This is a genomic window from Octadecabacter antarcticus 307 (assembly GCF_000155675.2).
Lineage (GTDB): Bacteria > Pseudomonadota > Alphaproteobacteria > Rhodobacterales > Rhodobacteraceae > Octadecabacter > Octadecabacter antarcticus.
Genome location: NC_020911.1, coordinates 340,173 through 357,500 on the forward strand (window position 1 = coordinate 340,173; position 17,328 = coordinate 357,500).

General features: G+C 52.6%; 20 protein-coding genes and 2 pseudogenes (1 of these 22 cut by a window edge). 14 read left to right on the forward strand and 8 right to left on the reverse strand.

The features are described from left to right. Window positions 1-109 precede the first annotated feature (109 nt). A complete protein-coding gene (locus OAN307_RS01800) occupies window positions 110-556 on the reverse strand; it encodes a methyltransferase family protein (RefSeq protein WP_015498161.1) in 447 nt (148 codons plus the stop codon). Between the two features lie 299 nt (window positions 557-855). After that, a complete protein-coding gene (locus OAN307_RS01805) occupies window positions 856-1,158 on the reverse strand; it encodes a hypothetical protein (RefSeq protein ID WP_044043037.1) in 303 nt (100 codons plus the stop codon). A gap of 505 nt (window positions 1,159-1,663) precedes the next feature. On the opposite strand from OAN307_RS01805, the gene OAN307_RS01815 reads away from it, so the two are divergent. Then, entirely contained in the window at window positions 1,664-2,266 is a 603-nt protein-coding gene (locus tag OAN307_RS01815; protein ID WP_015498165.1) for a DUF1989 domain-containing protein, read from the forward strand. On the opposite strand, the gene OAN307_RS01820 is transcribed toward OAN307_RS01815, so the two are convergent. After that, the gene (locus OAN307_RS01820) at window positions 2,214-2,927 is read right to left on the reverse strand and encodes a DUF3489 domain-containing protein (protein ID WP_015498166.1); all 714 of its coding nucleotides are present in this window, start codon (window positions 2,925-2,927) and stop codon (window positions 2,214-2,216) included. The genes OAN307_RS01815 and OAN307_RS01820 overlap by 53 nt on opposite strands. A 77-nt stretch (window positions 2,928-3,004) precedes the next feature. On the opposite strand from OAN307_RS01820, the pseudogene OAN307_RS01825 reads away from it, so the two are divergent. The 4 genes and pseudogenes from OAN307_RS01825 to OAN307_RS29600 all read left to right on the forward strand — a co-directional run. Continuing rightward, a pseudogene (locus tag OAN307_RS01825) lies at window positions 3,005-3,301 on the forward strand (hypothetical protein); the annotation flags it as partial. Window positions 3,302-3,404: 103 nt separating this feature from the next. Beyond that, the gene (locus OAN307_RS29590; RefSeq protein WP_333783213.1) at window positions 3,405-3,680 is read left to right on the forward strand and encodes a terminase gpA endonuclease subunit; all 276 of its coding nucleotides are present in this window, start codon (window positions 3,405-3,407) and stop codon (window positions 3,678-3,680) included. A gap of 35 nt (window positions 3,681-3,715) precedes the next feature. After that, window positions 3,716-4,192 (forward strand): IS110 family transposase, encoded by a 477-nt coding sequence (locus tag OAN307_RS29595; protein ID WP_245540953.1) that lies wholly within the window; start codon window positions 3,716-3,718, stop codon window positions 4,190-4,192. Window positions 4,193-4,224: 32 nt separating this feature from the next. Next, a complete protein-coding gene (locus OAN307_RS29600) occupies window positions 4,225-4,785 on the forward strand; it encodes a transposase (RefSeq protein ID WP_245540952.1) in 561 nt (186 codons plus the stop codon). A 548-nt stretch (window positions 4,786-5,333) separates the two neighbouring features. Here OAN307_RS29600 and OAN307_RS01835 read toward each other — a convergent pair. Further along, window positions 5,334-6,113 carry a helix-turn-helix transcriptional regulator gene (locus tag OAN307_RS01835; RefSeq protein ID WP_015498168.1) on the reverse strand — a complete coding sequence of 260 codons (780 nt, stop codon included), beginning with the start codon at window positions 6,111-6,113 and terminating at the stop codon, window positions 5,334-5,336. Window positions 6,114-6,206: 93 nt separating this feature from the next. On the opposite strand from OAN307_RS01835, the gene OAN307_RS01840 reads away from it, so the two are divergent. The 6 genes from OAN307_RS01840 to OAN307_RS29350 all read left to right on the forward strand — a co-directional run bounded on the left by OAN307_RS01840 (window position 6,207) and on the right by OAN307_RS29350 (window position 11,686). After that, the gene (locus tag OAN307_RS01840) at window positions 6,207-7,364 is read left to right on the forward strand and encodes an ABC transporter ATP-binding protein (protein ID WP_015498169.1); all 1,158 of its coding nucleotides are present in this window, start codon (window positions 6,207-6,209) and stop codon (window positions 7,362-7,364) included. Window positions 7,365-7,397: 33 nt separating this feature from the next. Continuing rightward, window positions 7,398-8,555 (forward strand): ABC transporter substrate-binding protein, encoded by a 1,158-nt coding sequence (locus tag OAN307_RS01845; RefSeq protein WP_044043041.1) that lies wholly within the window; start codon window positions 7,398-7,400, stop codon window positions 8,553-8,555. A 24-nt stretch (window positions 8,556-8,579) separates the two neighbouring features. Beyond that, the gene (locus OAN307_RS01850) at window positions 8,580-9,431 is read left to right on the forward strand and encodes an ABC transporter permease (protein ID WP_015498171.1); all 852 of its coding nucleotides are present in this window, start codon (window positions 8,580-8,582) and stop codon (window positions 9,429-9,431) included. Window positions 9,432-9,437: 6 nt separating this feature from the next. Then, on the forward strand, window positions 9,438-10,250 hold the full coding sequence (locus OAN307_RS01855; RefSeq protein WP_015498172.1) for an ABC transporter permease: 813 nt from the start codon (window positions 9,438-9,440) through the stop codon (window positions 10,248-10,250). Window positions 10,251-10,277: 27 nt separating this feature from the next. Then, entirely contained in the window at window positions 10,278-11,036 is a 759-nt protein-coding gene (locus OAN307_RS01860; protein ID WP_015498173.1) for an SDR family NAD(P)-dependent oxidoreductase, read from the forward strand. 248 nt (window positions 11,037-11,284) lie between these two features. Continuing rightward, entirely contained in the window at window positions 11,285-11,686 is a 402-nt protein-coding gene (locus OAN307_RS29350; RefSeq protein ID WP_015498174.1) for a transposase, read from the forward strand. A 233-nt stretch (window positions 11,687-11,919) separates the two neighbouring features. Here OAN307_RS29350 and OAN307_RS25785 read toward each other — a convergent pair whose 3' ends face one another. The 4 genes from OAN307_RS25785 to OAN307_RS01875 form a co-directional block, all read right to left on the reverse strand. Then, window positions 11,920-12,162, reverse strand: a complete 243-nt coding sequence (locus OAN307_RS25785) for a CDGSH iron-sulfur domain-containing protein (protein ID WP_083902898.1) — start codon at window positions 12,160-12,162, stop codon at window positions 11,920-11,922. A gap of 102 nt (window positions 12,163-12,264) precedes the next feature. Then, window positions 12,265-12,579 carry a BolA family protein gene (locus OAN307_RS01865; protein WP_015498175.1) on the reverse strand — a complete coding sequence of 105 codons (315 nt, stop codon included), beginning with the start codon at window positions 12,577-12,579 and terminating at the stop codon, window positions 12,265-12,267. A 74-nt stretch (window positions 12,580-12,653) separates the two neighbouring features. Next, entirely contained in the window at window positions 12,654-13,658 is a 1,005-nt protein-coding gene (gene moaA, locus OAN307_RS01870; RefSeq protein ID WP_015498176.1) for a GTP 3',8-cyclase MoaA, read from the reverse strand. 91 nt (window positions 13,659-13,749) lie between these two features. Next, a complete protein-coding gene (locus OAN307_RS01875; protein ID WP_015498177.1) occupies window positions 13,750-14,610 on the reverse strand; it encodes a sigma-70 family RNA polymerase sigma factor in 861 nt (286 codons plus the stop codon). Window positions 14,611-15,291: 681 nt separating this feature from the next. Between OAN307_RS01875 and OAN307_RS01885 the strand changes: the two are divergent. The 3 genes and pseudogenes from OAN307_RS01885 to OAN307_RS31100 all read left to right on the forward strand — a co-directional run. Further along, window positions 15,292-16,263 (forward strand): annotated as a pseudogene (locus OAN307_RS01885) (IS5 family transposase). Between the two features lie 88 nt (window positions 16,264-16,351). Beyond that, window positions 16,352-17,185 (forward strand): helix-turn-helix transcriptional regulator, encoded by an 834-nt coding sequence (locus tag OAN307_RS01890; protein WP_015498179.1) that lies wholly within the window; start codon window positions 16,352-16,354, stop codon window positions 17,183-17,185. A gap of 73 nt (window positions 17,186-17,258) precedes the next feature. Next, window positions 17,259-17,328, forward strand: the 5' portion of a protein-coding gene (locus OAN307_RS31100; RefSeq protein ID WP_408634928.1) for a phage integrase central domain-containing protein. 128 nt of this gene lie beyond the right edge of the window; 70 of the gene's 198 nt are visible here — the first part of the coding sequence; its start codon is at window positions 17,259-17,261; its stop codon lies beyond the right edge, outside the window.

Consider the following 17,328-nt stretch of genomic DNA (forward strand, 5'->3'; position numbering starts at 1 on the left):
TTTTCTTCAGAGCAGCTGATATCCGGTTAGGGCCCGATGCACGATAGAAGCCAGTTACCAACTGACCAATTTCGGTAACCGGCCATTGCCTGCGGTGCGGGTTAGCACCTTATAGCCAACGTCTCACGCGCGCCTTGTACTCAACATATTGCTCTCCAAAGGTTTGCTCCATCAGGGTCTCTTCGTGCCGCACGAACCCAATTCTAATCACCAACCAAAACAGCGCAATCACAAACCAAGGCCACAGGTCGTTCAGCAACAAAGCAGTTCCAATGAGCATTGCCACCATTCCCACATACATCGGATTGCGTGTGACGGTGAAGATACCGTTGGTCACAAGCGCGGTAGATATGGTCAGTGGAACGATGTTGGTCTTAGCTTTTGTGAACTGCCGGGCTGCCACACCCGCAATGACCACCCCCATCACGATCGGAGCGATGCCGACGAGGAGCCACGTGTCTGGCAGCAGAGGTTCCTCGAAAAAGTAGCCAAGTGTGAGCATCGCAATCAGGGAGGCCGCAAAGTAATGTGGGGGTAATATTTTCGGGGGGTTCATTGTTAATTCCTCGCGTATTCAGGGGACTGTCGATCGGTCAAACGCCGGTCTTCAGTATCGGTGGACAACTCGTAGCGAGTCACCCAGTACGTGTTGTGTCCATGCGTACTTGAACGAAAGTTTGTAGATTTTTCCTCGCCCGCATTGCTTCATTCCGGTTGTTCGCCGCATCCGTTTCCAAAAACTCAGATGCTGGACTTTGCCGTCGTTCAACATTCTCATCAAAGGGATATGGGTAAACCGACCCAAAGCGTCTTTAGGTGCTAACTTCGGATCGGTCACGTTATTGCAAATGAAGATTAGTCGGTGCGTTGATGCATACTGATTGTCCAGCAGTGGCCGAACGTATAAATATCAACCCCGCCTAGTTGGTCCAGCCATTTGTCTTCGACTTCGTCGGCACATTGCTGTGCAACATTGTCGAGAAGAATGCTAAAAAACGAAAATGGGTTTCCTAGTCCGTTTCGTGAGACAGCTTCCCCAAACGCCGCTCTTGGGTTCATTTCGGCATTTGCCCTACCCGCCGCCTGAACGACATCAGCAAAATACTGTCTCTGTATCTCGACATCAGCGCGCGTCCCACTTCGGTTCACATGATACATAGAAGCGGAACCACTTTGCCGCCTCAAAACCTTTATAAATATAGGTTTTCCCTAACCCGTACTGGCATAGGTTCCGCTTTAGGTGTATTATTTGCTAAAAGCGGAACCCAAAATGGTTAAAAAAATAAAACAAAAAGCAGCTTGGAACAAAGGCAAAATCGTCGGTCGCAAACCGGCGCTGGTCTCGACCCAAGTGACCGCGATCAAGACGGTGATGGCCGAACAGTCGGTACTGCGGGATCGGGCAATGTTCCCGCTGCCATCGACAGCAGCTCACCGGTGCCAGCGTCGTGCTGGTCACGACCGGCGAGACATTTGCCGATCTGAAAGCGAAAAGGCTGGGCACATGACGACGCAATGTTGCCACTGTTTGTCGACAAAACGAGTCCAAAACTTCACTGGGTCTACAGACAAGGGTCTCCTATGTAACTTGACCCTCCCAATATCGAATGTGACAGTTTGTCGATCGATACGGTGACAACGCCGATGGCAGAGGATGTAAAACATGATGACAGACCTCCAGGTGGTCCCTGCACGACGCGGTCGGGCAGTCCGAGTTGCTAAAGGAAAAGCCATTCAAATCATAAATACCCATGGCAAACAGGTCGTGGACACCTGGTGTTTCAACGCTGATGACCTGTCCGAATTCATGTCGATGGAACATCTGCACGCGACGCTTCAGGGCATCTTTCCAACGAAAGGTGATGCACTAACCACAAATCGGCGGCGACCGATCCTGCTTCTGGAAGAGGACACCTCACCCGGGCGTCATGACACAGTGATCGCAGCCTGCGATGTGCACCGCTATGGCATGTTAGGGTGCCAAGAGTATCACGATAATTGTACCGACAACCTGCATGCCGCGCTGGCGCAGCTCGATCTGCGCGCGCCAGACTGCCCGGCGCCACTGAACCTGTGGATGAACATTCCCGTAGAGCCTGATGGGAAAATCATCTGGGGCGAGCCGCTCAGCAAGCCAGGGGACTATGTGACACTGCGCGCTGCAATCGACTGCGTCGTGGTCATGTCAACCTGCCCTCAGGATATGATCCCGATCAACGGGGCCGACTGCAAACCGACCGAGGTTCATTACCGACTGCTCGATTGACCGGGCCGTAGATCATGCAGTCGCGCTGGCCAATCCGATAAACCCGCCCTCGGCCTTCCTCCTTCACTGAGGTCACGACCAGCCCGAGTTTCTTGCGCAAAACACCCGACATGGCACCGCGCACGGTGTGGGCCTGCCAGCCGGTGGCGGCGATCATCGCCTCCATCGTGGTACCTTCGGGGGCCTCAAGCATCGCGATCAGCATCGCCTGTTTGGTCCCTACGCGTGGAGTTAGCGGCTTGAGCGCAGGTACCTCGGCAGCGCGTTTACGAATGGCAGCTATCGTCTGCACAACTACCGGTTCAATCCCAATGGCCAAAAGACCTGCCTCGGTGACCACCAGTGTCGTGCCATGGCGGTCGCCGGTTTCACGCCGGATCAGCTCGCCCTTGCGCAGGTCGGCGTCGACCTTCTGCAGCCAGCCGTGCATCATCATCTTGGTGACGGCCATCTTCGCGGCCGCGCCATGCAACCCTTTGGGCAGCGGCAGGGCGATGTTGTCGGGGCGCTGGGCCCCGGCGCTGAGAACAATGGTTTGGGTTTCAGTGAGTTTGATCATGGTCGCCTCTGAGTTTACGGCGCGCGCGATGCAGCACCCTTCTACAAGGCCAAGCCCCGCCATGGCGGGGTCTCTGGGGTGAGTTGCATCGTTCTGGTGCAATCAGAATCGCTCTATCACACAGTATAATCAACTGAATAACAAGCAATATCATTGCTTTAATCGAAGCGGGCAGCGCCATGAAGGGTATGAGCGAACGGGAATATTCAGCCCATTGTGGCCTCTCTCGCGGGGCGATCCAGAAGGCCCGCAAGGCTGGACGCCTGGTGGTCTACGGCGATCAGTCGATCAACGCGGCGGGGTCCGATGCGCGCCGCGCGGTGATGACTGATCCAGACCAGCAGCGACGCAGTACGGGTGGCGATACCCGGTTTTCCGGGCCAGTGGACAGCTCGTCCTATCTGAAGGCCCGCACGGCGTTGACGGTCTACCAGGCGCAGGAAAAACAACTGGCGATCCAGAAGAAAAAGGGCACGCCTGGGCGAATGGCGGGCTACGGCTGTCTAGACCGATCCGCATACCAGCGGGTGCCATCTCTCGGCACTCTATTCACCGCTGGGCTGGAAAAGCTGGCAGCAGATCGCACGGGACTGGCTGGCGACCCAAGGGTCCGAGGAGATGCTTCGCGCCGCGCGCAACACTCTGCTGGGCGAGACATGGGTCGAAAGTCGCGATGCGCCGGAATGGCAGCGGCTGGCGGAGCGGCGTGAAGCCTTCGGGACGCAAAACCGCCAGAACTTTCGGCCGTTCGCCGCAACCGCACAACTTCAACCATTTTGGGGAAGCCTTCGACAAAATCGGCGGCAAGCATGCGTAATTGGGCAGCCTTTCGCTTTTGGGCCGAGCTCCCACTAAGATCACAGCATAGCTGTGAACAAGGGAGATAGATAATGGAATACTATGCTGGATTAGATGTGTCATTGCGATCCTGTGCACTTTGCATTGTTGATGGCAAAGGAACGGTGCTGTTCGAGCGAGAGCTGCCTTGTGAGGTCGGTGATATCGCTGAATGCCTTTTGGAATTTCCACATCCGATTGAACGTGTTGGCTTTGAGGCTGGATCGATGAGTCAGCATCTTTTCTTTGGCCTGACCGGTGAAGGTTTTGATGTTGTCTGCATGGAGGCACGCCAAGTGAGTGCTGCTCTGTCAGCGATGAGGAATAAGACCGACAAAACAGATGCACGAGGTATCGCGCAAATATTACGCACAGGCTGGTTTAGTCCCGTCCATATGAAAAGTCGTGAGGCTCATGGCCTACGCGCGTTGCTCAGCACGCGTAAGACGCTCCTAAAGAAGACGATTGATCTAGCCAATGAAGTGCGTGGATTACTGAAGGTTTTTGGAGTCCGCCTCCCAAAACTGTGAAGCATGGTAGCTTCGACAGCGTTGTACGGCCCATGATCGAGATCGATGATGTTCTGGCACATGCTCTCGTGCCATTGCTCGATGCGAGGGCCGTTTTGTATCAACATTATTTGGAACTAGATCGGCGCGTTAAGAGGGCAGCCAGTCAAGATGATGTCTGCATGAAATTGATGACTATTCCTGGCGTCGGCCCTATCGCTGCGTTGAGCTTTAAATCGGCGGTTGATGATCCAACCCGTTTTAAACGATCCCGCACCGTTGGCGCATATTTTGGGCTTACACCGCGAAGATATCAGTCAGGAGAGCATGACAATCCAGGGCGGATATCCAAGTCTGGGGATCGAGACGTGCGGGCCGTTCTATATGCAGCTGCCAATGCGCTGCTTATGCGAACGATGGCAAGCTCCCAGATTAAATCTTGCGCTGCCCGGCAGGCGATGCCTGCATCGCTGAGAGGGGGCATGCGATTGATGCGCACCAAAGGACGTCGCCGCGCCGTCGTTGCTGTCGCACGTAAGTTGGCCGTCCTAATGCACCGCTGTTGGATCGATGGCTCAGAATTCCGTCAGGACCAAGTGGGAGGCATGGCATGAACTAAAACGCCAACCCACAATCCTAACGGGGTCGTCCCTCACCGGACGAGGTTCGTGCCCTCTCGGGCATGTAAACATGCCCTGCCTGGTAATAGAAGAAGCCGAAAAGGTCTGCTGCGCATCTTGAAGCGCGCTGGAAAGCGGGGCTCTCCACTGCCGATCCGACATATGCTTGCAGCGATGCCATTCGAACATCAAACCAGACTGCGAAGAGAAGCGTGACCCGGATGAGTGACAAAGACCCAAAACAAACAAGGAAAAAAAGCTTGACCTAAATACCCAATTAGAGAAGAGCTTGACCTTTTCTGCAGTAGCAAACAGGTAGGCAAAATTCTTAGAAAGCCGCCATTCGAACCATCGATGCAGGAAATATCGATCAATGTCAGGTTGAAACCCCGAGTTACCAAAGTTGCGCGTCTTTCAAATGGCCAGATCATGCGCGAAACAGTTATCAGCCATTTTTAAAGTGGCCCCCAAAGGCATTCCTTTTTCATAGCACAGCGCGCTATTTTCACAATTTAACGTTTCACAGTAACCACTTGTTCCAATTATGGGGCAACACCTTGAGACGTCTCAGCAATCGCGGAAATGAATGCTGAAAAGAGTTCGCCTTGGGAACTGATGCGTAGCTTTGCATAAATGTTTTTCCTGTGAATTCTTACAGTTCCAGAGGAAATACCAAGTAAATTGCCGAGTGCATCTGCCGAATGCCCCCGTAATGTTAGTTCAACAACTTCCCGTTCACGTGGGGTTAGCACACCCTCTCCGACTTTGCGAAACGCGCGTTCGATACTGTTCTCAACTGCAGGCATGTGGATCGCTTCGTCGCGCCAGTGTCGACGGCAAGCAGCATCAATCACCGGCCAAACCGTATTTAAAGTCTTCATCTCAACTTTGCTGAATTTTCGCGTTTTACGCATCATGGACACAACGATTGTCAAAGATGCATGCACATCCACTAGGAGGCCAACTTCTTCTGCGAGGCCGGTCTGGGCATAGTAGCTCCGGTAATATTCTCCTTGGTAGAATCGGTCTGGAGCAATTTCACTCATACGCCAAACACCAGCATCAACTTTTCCGGATGCGGCCAAAAAAAACGGATCAAGTAGGTACGGCCCCTCTTGATACTCATCGACATGCATCCGTCGACGATCTGGTGGAAAATCGTCATAGAGTGCCAGTGGGCGCGCTTTGCCCATGTAACCAAAGATGACTGTAAAGTCGAATTCAACTATATTACTCAGAGCATTAGACAAAATCTTTGGAAACATTGCGGTCTCGATACCATCGATAATTTGTGCGGCTTGAGTATTCCACTTGGTTATCATCTTAACTTCCTCAACCTAGATAATCGTCGAACTATTACAAAAAGAATATTTACAGTACAGTCAAAAATTTCTTTTATGGGCCAACAGTGAGATATGCCCCAAATGATCTACGATGAACAATTAATCCAAAATGACGTATATGCGCAGCAGACGACAGCGTCTTCGCTTGGCTCTGTTGCCGAACTGCGCGGAGTTTCCAAAAATTATGGTGACGTACAGGCTGTAAGTCATATTGACCTCAGCATTGCGCCGGGGGAGTTCCTGTCGTTCCTAGGCCCTTCGGGATGTGGCAAAACCACAGCATTGCGAATGCTTGCTGGGTTTGAAGCGCCATCAGTAGGCACTGTTTTGATTGATGGTGAAGACGTTTCTGGGCTGGCGCCTTACAACCGCCCCGTCAATATGGTGTTCCAAAACTACGCCTTGTTTCCGCATCTCACCGCGGGCCAGAACATTGCTTATGGCTTAAAACAACAGCGCCCCAAATTGTCCGCGGGCATCATTGCAGATAAAGTACTGCGTGCGCTTGAAACGGTCCGACTGGCTGACTTCAAAGATAGGCGTATTTGGGAAATGTCTGGCGGTCAGCAACAACGCGTTGCGCTCGCACGTGCCATTGTGAATGAGCCGAAGTTGCTTTTATTAGATGAACCGCTTGCTGCTTTGGACAGAAAGCTCCGCAAAGAAATGCAAATTGAATTGCAGGATTTGCAACGTCAGCTTGGCATCACTTTCGTGCTTGTCACGCACGATCAGGAAGAAGCCCTGTCACTGAGCGACCGTATTTGCGTGATGCGCGCAGGCGAGATCGTGCAAATTGGCACACCCCGCGAACTTTATGATCACCCGCAAAGTCGATACGTCGCCGACTTTGTCGGAACCTCCAATTTCTTTGAAGGACCCGTTACTTCTTTCGTTGGACAAACTGCAGAAATTTCGTTGGCGGACGGCAATACCTACGGCGCAGCATTCACGGATCCAATTGAAGTCGGTGAAATTGCCTGTGTCAGCATCCGTCCGGAGCAAATTCGGATGGGCAGCATGCGTACCTCTGGTTCCTTAGAAGTTATGATCCTAAACCGGATTTTTTTAGGTGAGCATACTGAATATCTCGTCAGGCATGCGCAGCTTGGCAACATCTCTGTGATGTCACCACGACAATCAGATGAAGGCCTTGATGACTTGAAAAAGGGCGACACTGCGTGGATCGACTGGAGCCCCGAAGCTGCTTTAATTTTAAAGAACGACTAAGGATCAAACCGCAACCACCAAGGAGAAAAGACGATGTCAGAACATACACCAATCTCGAAGAAAAAGTTTATGGAAGAGCTGCGGCGCTATGAAAAAGGCTCCGTGACAAGGCGCCATTTTCTAGGTGTGACAGGTCTGGGAACTGCCTCAGCGGTGATGGGTGCCGCACTGTCAGGTCTTCTGCCAAGCTCCGCATTTGCTGATAGCCATATCGGCGATCGCGTCGTGTTGGCCACTTGGCCAAATTATCATGACCAGTCGAACTTTGATATGTTCACAGATCAAACTGGCGCATTCTTGCAGGTGAACGTCTTTGGCTCGAACGAAGAAATGCTGGCAAAACTTCAGGCTGGCGGCAGCGGTTGGGACGTCTTTGTTCCTACGAACTACACGATCACAACTTACGTTGCCGAAGGGCTGATCGAGCCGCTCGATGTGTCAAAATTGCCTAATTACGACGCAAGCGCCTTTGATCCACGGTTCGCCGATGCCGGCACGGTCGATGGGGTCCTTTATGCTGTGCCCAAAAACTGGGGGACCACGGGCTTTGCGCTGAACACCAGCCACACCAATGGTAAATCGATGGATAGCTGGAAGGACTTCTTTGATCGTACGATGGATGATTTCTCGGGCCGCACGATGGTTCATGACTATCAGTTGACGACAATTGGGGCGGCGCTCAATTACCACGGATACTCCTTCAACTCGATTGATGAGGCCGAACTCGCCGATGCTGAAAAACTTCTTATTGACGTTAAACCGCATCTGTTCGCTATTTCTTCGGACTACCAACCATCTATGCGCTCAGGTGACGCATGGATGACCATCTGCTGGACTGGTGACGGCAAGCAATTGAACACCGACATCCCAGAAATTGAGTACATTCTTGGCAAAGAAGGTGGTGAATTGTGGAGCGATTACTACGCTATTCCCAAAGGAGCCCCGCATACCGAAGCGGCTTACGCGCTTATCAACTTCATGCTCGACCCAGAGGTGAACGCGCGTGAAGTCTTGGCGCATGGGTATCCTGTTGCTGACAATCGCACCAACGCGCTGTTGCCTGATGCGATTTTGAACGATCCCATCTTGTACCCGGCAGCAGAATTGCTGAATGCGCTTGAATTTGGCGCAGCAGCTTCGTTGACTGATCCAAATCGTGCCGAGCTGATGGCACGATTCAAGTCAGCATAATCTGAAGAAAGAGAGCGGCAGCACATGACACAACGCGCAAGAAATTGGCTTATGGTAGCCCCTGCTGGCGCATGGTTGATTGTCATGCTGGTGCTGCCGCTCTCTGTCGTTTTTATATTCAGCTTTGGTGAACGCGCGCCGTCTGGGGGCTATGTGCCCGCCTTCACGTTCGAGCAATACGCCAACCTTCCAGCACGGTTCACGGCCTTCAAGAATACGCTGGTCCTAGCGCCTCTGGGGACGTTGACAGCCTTGGTGATCGCCTACCCACTGGCCTATCAACTTGCTGTACGTACCAGTGACAAATGGAAAACCCTGTTGTTGATTTTGGTGATTGTGCCATTCTGGACCTCAATTTTGATCCGAAGCTATGCTTGGATATTCATCCTTGGCGGTCGCGGAATTCCATCGCTGTTGGATAGTATCGGCATCGAGGACGTCAGGCTGATCAACACACAGTTTGCGGTCCTTGTTGGCATCGTTTATGGTTATCTTCCTTTGATGGTTTTTCCAATTTATGTCAGCCTTGATCGTCTGGACAAGCGCCTGCTTGAAGCCTCTGCAGATCTAGGGGCCCACCCCATAACAACCTTTTTGACGGTTACCCTGCCCATGTCGATTTCCGGCATCGCGACGGGATGCATGCTGGTCTTTATTCTGCTGATGGGTGAATTTCTGATCCCAGCAATGCTGGGCGGTGGCAAAGTGTTCTTTGTCGGGAATGCTCTGGTCGATCTTTTCTTGCAATCGCGCAACTGGGCCTACGGATCTGCGGTCGCGGTCATGTTGATTGTGATCATGCTGGTAACCGTCACCCTGTATATGCGTCTCATTTCGCGTCTGAGCGTTCAGCGCGATGACACCCCTTTAATGTGAGGTCCAATGCGCATTTACACAATTTTCGTCTACATATTCCTGTACACACCCATCGCCATAATCGCGCTGTTTAGCTTCAGTGCAGGAAGAAGTGCCAGTCAGTTCGAGGGCTTTTCGGTCAAGTGGTATGGCAGAGCTCTAGACAACCCGTTTGTGATGGACGCTTTGGGCAACAGTCTGTTCGTGGCCTTCGTTTCGGCGACTTTAGCCAGTACCTTGGGGACATTGGCGGCGGTAGGCCTGCAAGGGATGCGCGGCCCGGTGCGAGCATTTTTTGACGCTCTGATCTACATAGCAGTAATGATCCCGGGGATTGTGATAGGCATCGCTACGCTCATCGCGTTGGTGACAGTATTCGGTGTCGTTAACCCATGGCTCTCGGCAATTTGGCCCGACGGGAGCACAGCGCCGACTTTGTCCATGGGTATGGGTTCGCTTATCGCAGCTCATACAATGTTCACCCTCGCGCTTGTGGTGATCATTGTTCGAGCCCGCCTTGCCAGCTTGGAAGGTATGCTGAGTGAAGCCTCGGCTGACCTTTATGCGACGCCCTTTGGCACATTCCGTCAAATTACGTTGCCACTCATTGCGCCTGCAGTCCTCGCTGGCTTCTTGCTAAGTTTCACGTTCAGCTTTGACGACTTCATCATTGCATTCTTCGTGGCTGGGTCTGAAACAACATTGCCAATCTACATCTTTGCCTCAATCCGACGGGGCATCACTCCGGAAGTTAACGCAATTGGCACGATGGTTATGGGTGCGTCGCTAATCATGCTTGTTATCGCCCAGCTAATTTTGAGACGTGGACAGAAACGATAGTGCCCAATATTTGGAGAGGAATACGCATTGCTTCTTAAAAATAAAGTGGCGTTTGTCACCGCGGCTGGATCCGGCATTGGCGCTGCTGGCGCACATGCCTTGGCGCGGGAGGGTGCGTATGTGGTTGTAACAGACCGCGATGCAGCGGCGGCGAAATCTGTTGCTGAGGCCATTCAGGCAGACGGTTACATAGCTGAAGCATTTCAGCTGGATGTAACCGACGATAAAGCGCTTGTAGCAGCCATCGGCCAAGTCGCCACACAGAAAGGCCGTCTAGACATTCTTCATTCACATGCGGGCTTACAGGTCGAGGGCAAGCTTGAGAATGTATCGGTCAACGATATGGATGCGTCTTGGGCTTTAAACGTGCGGGCGCATTTTGTTGCCTCCCAAGCTGCTATCCCACCAATGCGCGCGCAAGGCGGCGGCAGCGTCATCATTACGTCGTCGAATTCTGGGGTCCAATATGACCGCGAGATGATCGCCTATGCCACGACCAAGCACGCGGTTCTTGCTATGACGCGCCAAATGGCGGCCGATTATGCAAATGAGAATATTAGGTTCAACACGCTTTGCCCCGGTTTCATCGATACGCCGTTCAATCGCGGTTTCGAAATCCAAATGGGTGGCCGCGAAAAGCTGGATGAATACGTCGATTCAACTATTCCAATGGGCCGTTTTGGTACCGTCGATGAGGTCGCTAACGGGATTGTTTACCTGGCGTCCGACCAATCGTCATTCATGACCGGGCATGCATTGGTCATCGACGGAGGCGAATGCATCTGAGCCGGAGTTAGCTGCACGCCACATCCCCCCAAGGGCAAGCTGATGAGGCAGCTCGTCGTACGCCACAAAAAAAACGAAAAAGTGCTGGTGGAAATTGAGCGAGCAGATGGCTCGATCACGATAGGATAATGGTTCCAAAAACGACCTAGACTGTGTGAAAAGTCCTCCCCGACAGAGAGGCAGGCAATCAACGCTGATATCGCCTGATAGAGGATTCCTTAGGGCCTGTAGAAATGGCATGTTTTTGTATGAAACACATCCAAGGAACGCCCCGCTCCCAGACGCTTTGCCGTTTATACCAAGCACAGACTTATCGCAGAACAGCGAAACCTGAAGTTCTGGAACAACGCCGCGAGAGCGTCGAACATCCGTTCGGATCGATCAAGCAATGGATGGGGCAAAGGGATTTTCTCACTCGTCGCATTGAGAATGTCAGGGGCGAGTTCAGTTTGACAGCGCTGACTTACAATATTCGCCGCGCCTTAACCTTGTGGGTGTGGCTGGCCTCATGCGAACCATCAACGCTTGATAGGGGTTCTGCCTGCCAGTTTTGGCCAAAAACAGCCTACCAATCCCGTAAAGAAGCTCGTTTGCTGGTGGTTGGTCGCCCAAACGGGAAAACCCGGCGAACCTACAACTGGAAACTCTGATCTTCTATTACGCGCCGTAGGGAAGCGCGTTTTCACACAGTCTGCACCGTTTGTTGAACGCCTAGAATCCCGTCGGGCCTGTGCCCATTTTCTCGAAAGCAGCCATTGGTCCTACTTATGCCAAAAGTCGCCCTACCCTACGGCCTCTGTCTTGGGGATGCCAGTGACGAAATCAATCGAACAGAGCTGCAAGCTCCCACCCAACACATTGAGAGAGTGGAATTTCTTTATGGTTACAACTTGGAATGACGGCCATCGCACAAAGGTGCATTGGCCGAGGATTTACAGCCACAAAAGAAGACCTTCTTCGTCTCGGACGCTTCCCATTTCACTGGAGTGATATCCGTGCCCCTATGCGATCCGTCACAGAAAGGCTGTTTCGAAGACCTGCCACAGGCGCACCAGAAGTAGGTCTCTCCTGCTTCGACGTCTGTCGGGAAGGGGGATTTTTGCGCTATAATTGGAGTGGCGGACATGTGGTAGCCTTTCTAAAGTGGGTGAATTTCGTTAGCGGCGTGGACGAAATTCGATAACGTGACAATAGGCTGATGGGCGAAGTGGCACGCTGCAAGGTTTCATCATCGGTGGACGCCGCCGCCCATGCAAGGGGGCGATGCGGGTGCTTCACGTGAGATGAACCATTCATCTTTAGTCATTGTATGCAACGCCAGCGCATGAATGTCGGTGGAGAGGGCTTCTGCAAGGATACCGTTGAGCAGCCGGTGGCGGGCCACCAGCGTTTTGCCTTCAAAGGCTGGGCTCACAATAACTACCTTGAAATGGGATTCTGCGCCTTCCGGCACATTGTGCTTGTGGCTTTCATTTATCACCTCCAGATGCCCAACAGGTAACGCGTGACGGAGTTTGTCGATAATGTCCTGTCGTATTGTCATGCTTCCTCCGAAAAAGTGCTCTATTCCTGCGTGCTCTCATGCGTTGGTCTACCGCCGAAAGAACGCCCCTGTAGTTAGCCACCGGTATGGCTCATGTGGCGGATGACCTGACCGTCGACCTTCTGGCGCGAATAGTCAAAATCATGGCCTTTTGGCTTGCGGAGGATCGCTTCACGAATGGCCTGCTGCAACATGGCATCATCGGCATGCTCGCGCATCGGTTTGCGCAGATCGGCCATCTCATCCTGCCCGAGGCACATGTATAATTCTAAGGTGCATGTCAGGCGCACGCGGTTGCAGCTTTCGCAGAAATTATGTGTCAGCGGCGTGATTAAGCCGATTTTCTGGCCGGTCTCGTTGATCCGGACATAGCGGGCTGGGCCACCTGTCTGCTCTGACAGGTCAGTAGTGGTAAAACGCGTCTCCAGCTGGGCGCGCAGGTCCTTCAGTGACCAATACTGGCCGATGCGGTCCTCGTTCCCGAGATCGCCCATCGGCATCACCTCGATGAACGTCAGATCCATGCCTTCCTCGGCGCACCAATGGGCCAGTGTGAACAGCTCGTCTTCGTTGAAATCCTTCAGCGCAACGGTATTGATCTTAACTCGCAGACCCGCCTTTTGCGCTGCGCGGATGCCCGCCAGAACCTGTGTCAGGCGGCCCCAGCGAGTGATCTTTGCGAATTTCTTCTCGTCCAGTGTATCCAGAGAGACATTGATCCGCTTCACGCCACAAGCCGCCAGATCGCCCGCGAACTTCTCCAACTGCGACCCGTTTGTTGTGACGGTCAGCTCTTTCAGCGCACCGCTTTCAAGATGCCTCGTCATACCCTTGAAAAAATTCATGATATCGCGACGCACTAAAGGCTCGCCCCCCGTTATCCGCAGTTTTTCTACTCCAAGACCGACAAAGGTAGTGCACATACGGTCCAGCTCTTCCAGCGCCAGAAGTTCCTTCTTGGGCAAAAACGTCATGTTCTCTGACATGCAATAGACGCAGCGAAAATCGCATCTATCGGTGACAGAGACGCGTAGGTATGAAATTGCTCGGTGAAACGGGTCGATTAATTTTGGTCCCATAGACACTATCCCATATAGTTGAGTGGCCGTTTTTTTGGCTTGCAACATAATCAAGCCACCCCGCGTTTTGCACAGGGCTGCACGCCTGCCTTCAGACGAAGTACTCCAATTCTAGATCTCGCTGAGTCATGGTAGTTCTCAGCCTTTCAAAGCCCATTTCGCGCAGTTGTCGCACGCGTTCCGTAGATATCCCGAAGTGAATCCCGAGCGCTGTCAAAGTGGCTGGTGGATCTTGGAGTTGCGTCGCCATTATGATCTTGCGCTCTCGGTCGGGCAGGGAGCCAATTATTTCGACAAGGAGCCCGCGCAGCTTTTTAATATCAAGGCGGTGCATGGTGTCTGCATCTTCCGTGCTGGCTGGATCGACAAGCCGCGCCATGCGCTCCTCTCCGTCATCACCGAACGATGGTAAATTCAGTGAATAGTCTGTGCCAGAAACCTGTTGACGCAGATCGTTCAGTCGTTGGAGGTTGACGCCGAGTGCCTTGGCAACGAGCGCATCAGCGTCGGTCCGATTGATAGTGGGATCGTTTGATACGGCTTCATCAAGCCGCCCGAGTTTACCAACAGCATTCCGGAAGTCGGCTGAGTTTGGGCGCCGAACAATCGACATGCTGGCAAGCTTGTAGCTCTGAATTTCGGCACGAATCCACCAGACGGAATAGGTAGAAAAGCGGTAGCCACGTTCGGGATCAAACCGATCCGCCGCCTTCATCAGACCTATGTTGGCTTGCTGCACAAGATCAGGTTCCGCCGCTTGCAACCCTGCCGAAAACCGTTTTGCCATTGTCCGCGCCATGGGGATGAAGGCCTCGATTAACTTATCGCGTGCGCGCCCGTCACCGCGCTGCTGCCAGGCCCGCAAAAGATGCAACTCGTCGTCTGCGCTGAGCATGTTAGGGGTGCGCTTGCGGCGCGGTTTTGCACCCCAGTTTTGTAATGGCTTGTTCACTGCAGCGTCCCATTTAATTTCAAATCAAAACTAACTGACCTCGGGCCACTTTGTCAATTTAGTTTCGTTTCGATATCAAATTCATATTGCTGACACATTTGGTTCCATAGACAGTGGTCCTCTGAACTGCTCGTCCATTTCGAGCTCGCTTTCAGAACAGAGGAAGCGCATGCCAATGTCTCGACGGCACAGTGGACCTGCCCGCGCTTTTTTGTCCGCGCCAATGCCAGCATACGCACGTCTTCGCCCTTCGCCAGTTTCCAAGCTACAACGCGCGACGCAGCCTGATCGCGCGGCACCTCTCCTTGAGCGATGGGCGCAGCGTTCGGCTTGACATTTACCTGCCCTGATCTTGCAATATTTTTCAGCGATCCGCTCCATGATCTGAAAGGCTTTTCTGGCACTTTCGACGTTGCTAAGCGCGAGGTTTTTCTTGCTATGCTGTCACCCTTGGCTTCGGCGCTTACAGATTTAAAAAACACATGCGCCTTCAGTATGTATCAGGAATGCACCCATTTCACCCCTGCGGGTGACGGTGGCTTTTATACCTGTATGGTGGCGGAAATTAGCGCAGACGAAATCTGTAAGCGGTACGGAAGTTACCACAGCCGATGGGCTTTGTTGCACAAATAGTCTCGTATCAGGGATTCATGTTGTAAATCCAGCATGGTAGCTGGCGTCATGAGTAAACCTATCGCCCCGATTTACCGCACGAGGAACTGGCCTGAGTATAACAAGGCCCTGAAGCGACGCGGGTCACTGACCATTTGGTTTAACCCAGAGGTCACTTGGAAAGCTGCGCCTACCGTTGCCCGGCAGTGGTTTGTTTGCAAACCATGAGAGGGGGGCAAACGGGGCCGCCAGCCACGCTATAGCGATGCGGCGATCCAAGCCTGTCTCACGTTGAAAGTGCTGTTCGGAATGCCTTTGAGGCAGGCGACGGGCTTTGTGGAAAGCCTGTTGAAATTGATCGACCTTGACTGGGAGGTCCCAGACTTCAGCACGTTATGTCGGCGTCAGAAAAGGCTATCGGTTACCATCCCGTATCAGGGCTCAAAGGGCCCGCTAAACCTCCTTATCGACAGTACCGGCATCAAAGTTGAGGGCGAAGGTGAGTGGAACGCTCGCAAGCATGGCGGGCCGAAACGTCGGGTGTGGCGCAAGATACATATAGGGATTGATGAAGAAACGTTGGAGATACGCGCGGTCGAAGTGACGAGTAGCAGCATTGGAGACCCACCCATGTTGCCCAACCTTCTCGGTCAGATCACACCAGATCAGAAGATTGGCAGTGTCACAGCAGATGGGGCATATGACACCCGCAAATGCCATGATGCGATTGCGGCCCGCAATGCCCGTGCTGTCATCCCGCCACGCAAGAATGCCAAGCTATGGAAGCCGGATACGCTGGGGGCCAGAGCCCGAAACGAAGCGGTACAGTCCTCAAAGGATCTCGGCCGCGCTCAATGGCGTCGCTTGAGCGGATACCACCGCAGGAGTCGTGTTGAGACAAAGATGCATTGTTTGAAACTACTCGGGCAGCGCCTGGCCGCACGAGACTTTGACCGGCAAGTTGCGGAAGTCCAAATCCGTGCCGCGATACTCAACGGCTTCACCGCCCTTGGCATCCCAAACACCGTTACTGTAGGCTGAATCCGTCAGGGGTCAGGGGAAGCACGCCATAAGGGCGATTTGTGCAACAAAGCCTCCATTACCCCTCCCTATTTCTTTAGAGAAAATCGTGCGCGCACAAGAGGCAGCCGGTTGGTTCTCATTGTCCGAGGCGTTTAGCGGCCGCAATATCGTTGAGGCCGCAATGCATAAAGTGCGAAGTAATCAATACTTTCGCGATTTTCATATTTCACCTTTGGGCGAGATTATTGACGCAACACATTACAAAGACCTTGCGAGTGGAAATACCTTTTTTAATTTCACCCCTACCGCTACAAGTGCAGCGTCCACATCAGAAAAATCTTATGAAGTTCGCGGGTTGCTGGCCTTGCGTGATTTAGCCATGTTGGGAATGTGTTGCATATTTCCGCTAACCTTTGAACTAACTCAACCTGGAGGACAGACATGTGCGCCTTTGATTTGCGCCCCCAAATCTGGCAGAGTAATTATCTTAGATAAAGCCAGAAGATTTCCAGAATTGATCGGTATTCAGTTTGTTGAAGACTTATCATTAAAAATGCAAGATATAATTTCTTCCCTGGACGAGGTTGGCCAGTACTATGGCCGCGTCGAATTAGAGGGCAGCAAGTCGCTGCAGCTGGTTTTGAAAAGACAATTTTTTTATTCAGGTGGCCCCAGTTTTTTGGCAGGAAAAGTAACGAGGTTGTGTAGTGGTATCACTGCTGAGAGCATCTTGAATGAATTTCCTATCTTTTCATCAAAGGAAGCGGAAGTCGTCTGTCTTCTTGCGCATGGCCATACAATGAAGGAGTCTGCTGCGAAGACCGGCAAGGCACAAGTTACGGTGTCTTTACAGGCACGGAGCGCGCTACTTAAATCCGGTGAACGCAGTATAAATGCATTGGTAGCGAGGATCACTCATTCTCGGCCGCAGTATGTTTAGACTGGCGCTAAACGGCCAGCTTCGGTGCTGAGACCCGGCAGGCGAATGCTAAGTCTGGTCTTTGGTGATTGGTGTGACGCCCCCACCTGTTGAATGCTGCTTAAAGCTCGTCAATTGCGACTTTGGGCGCAAGCCAGTCATCG

Excerpts from the sequence above, each read along its gene's own strand:
- OAN307_RS01800 (WP_015498161.1), bottom strand. The coding sequence starts at position 556 with ATGAACCCCCCGAAAATATTACCCCCACATTACTTTGCGGCCTCCCTG.
- OAN307_RS01805 (WP_044043037.1), bottom strand. The coding sequence starts at position 1,158 with ATGTATCATGTGAACCGAAGTGGGACGCGCGCTGATGTCGAGATACAG.
- OAN307_RS01815 (WP_015498165.1), top strand. The coding sequence starts at position 1,664 with ATGATGACAGACCTCCAGGTGGTCCCTGCACGACGCGGTCGGGCAGTC.
- OAN307_RS29595 (WP_245540953.1), top strand. The coding sequence starts at position 3,716 with ATGGAATACTATGCTGGATTAGATGTGTCATTGCGATCCTGTGCACTT.
- OAN307_RS29600 (WP_245540952.1), top strand. The coding sequence starts at position 4,225 with ATGATCGAGATCGATGATGTTCTGGCACATGCTCTCGTGCCATTGCTC.
- OAN307_RS01835 (WP_015498168.1), bottom strand. The coding sequence starts at position 6,113 with ATGATAACCAAGTGGAATACTCAAGCCGCACAAATTATCGATGGTATC.
- OAN307_RS01840 (WP_015498169.1), top strand. The coding sequence starts at position 6,207 with ATGCCCCAAATGATCTACGATGAACAATTAATCCAAAATGACGTATAT.
- OAN307_RS01845 (WP_044043041.1), top strand. The coding sequence starts at position 7,398 with ATGTCAGAACATACACCAATCTCGAAGAAAAAGTTTATGGAAGAGCTG.
- OAN307_RS01850 (WP_015498171.1), top strand. The coding sequence starts at position 8,580 with ATGACACAACGCGCAAGAAATTGGCTTATGGTAGCCCCTGCTGGCGCA.
- OAN307_RS01855 (WP_015498172.1), top strand. The coding sequence starts at position 9,438 with ATGCGCATTTACACAATTTTCGTCTACATATTCCTGTACACACCCATC.
- OAN307_RS29350 (WP_015498174.1), top strand. The coding sequence starts at position 11,285 with ATGAAACACATCCAAGGAACGCCCCGCTCCCAGACGCTTTGCCGTTTA.
- OAN307_RS25785 (WP_083902898.1), bottom strand. The coding sequence starts at position 12,162 with ATGTCCGCCACTCCAATTATAGCGCAAAAATCCCCCTTCCCGACAGAC.
- OAN307_RS01865 (WP_015498175.1), bottom strand. The coding sequence starts at position 12,579 with ATGACAATACGACAGGACATTATCGACAAACTCCGTCACGCGTTACCT.
- moaA (WP_015498176.1), bottom strand. The coding sequence starts at position 13,658 with ATGGGACCAAAATTAATCGACCCGTTTCACCGAGCAATTTCATACCTA.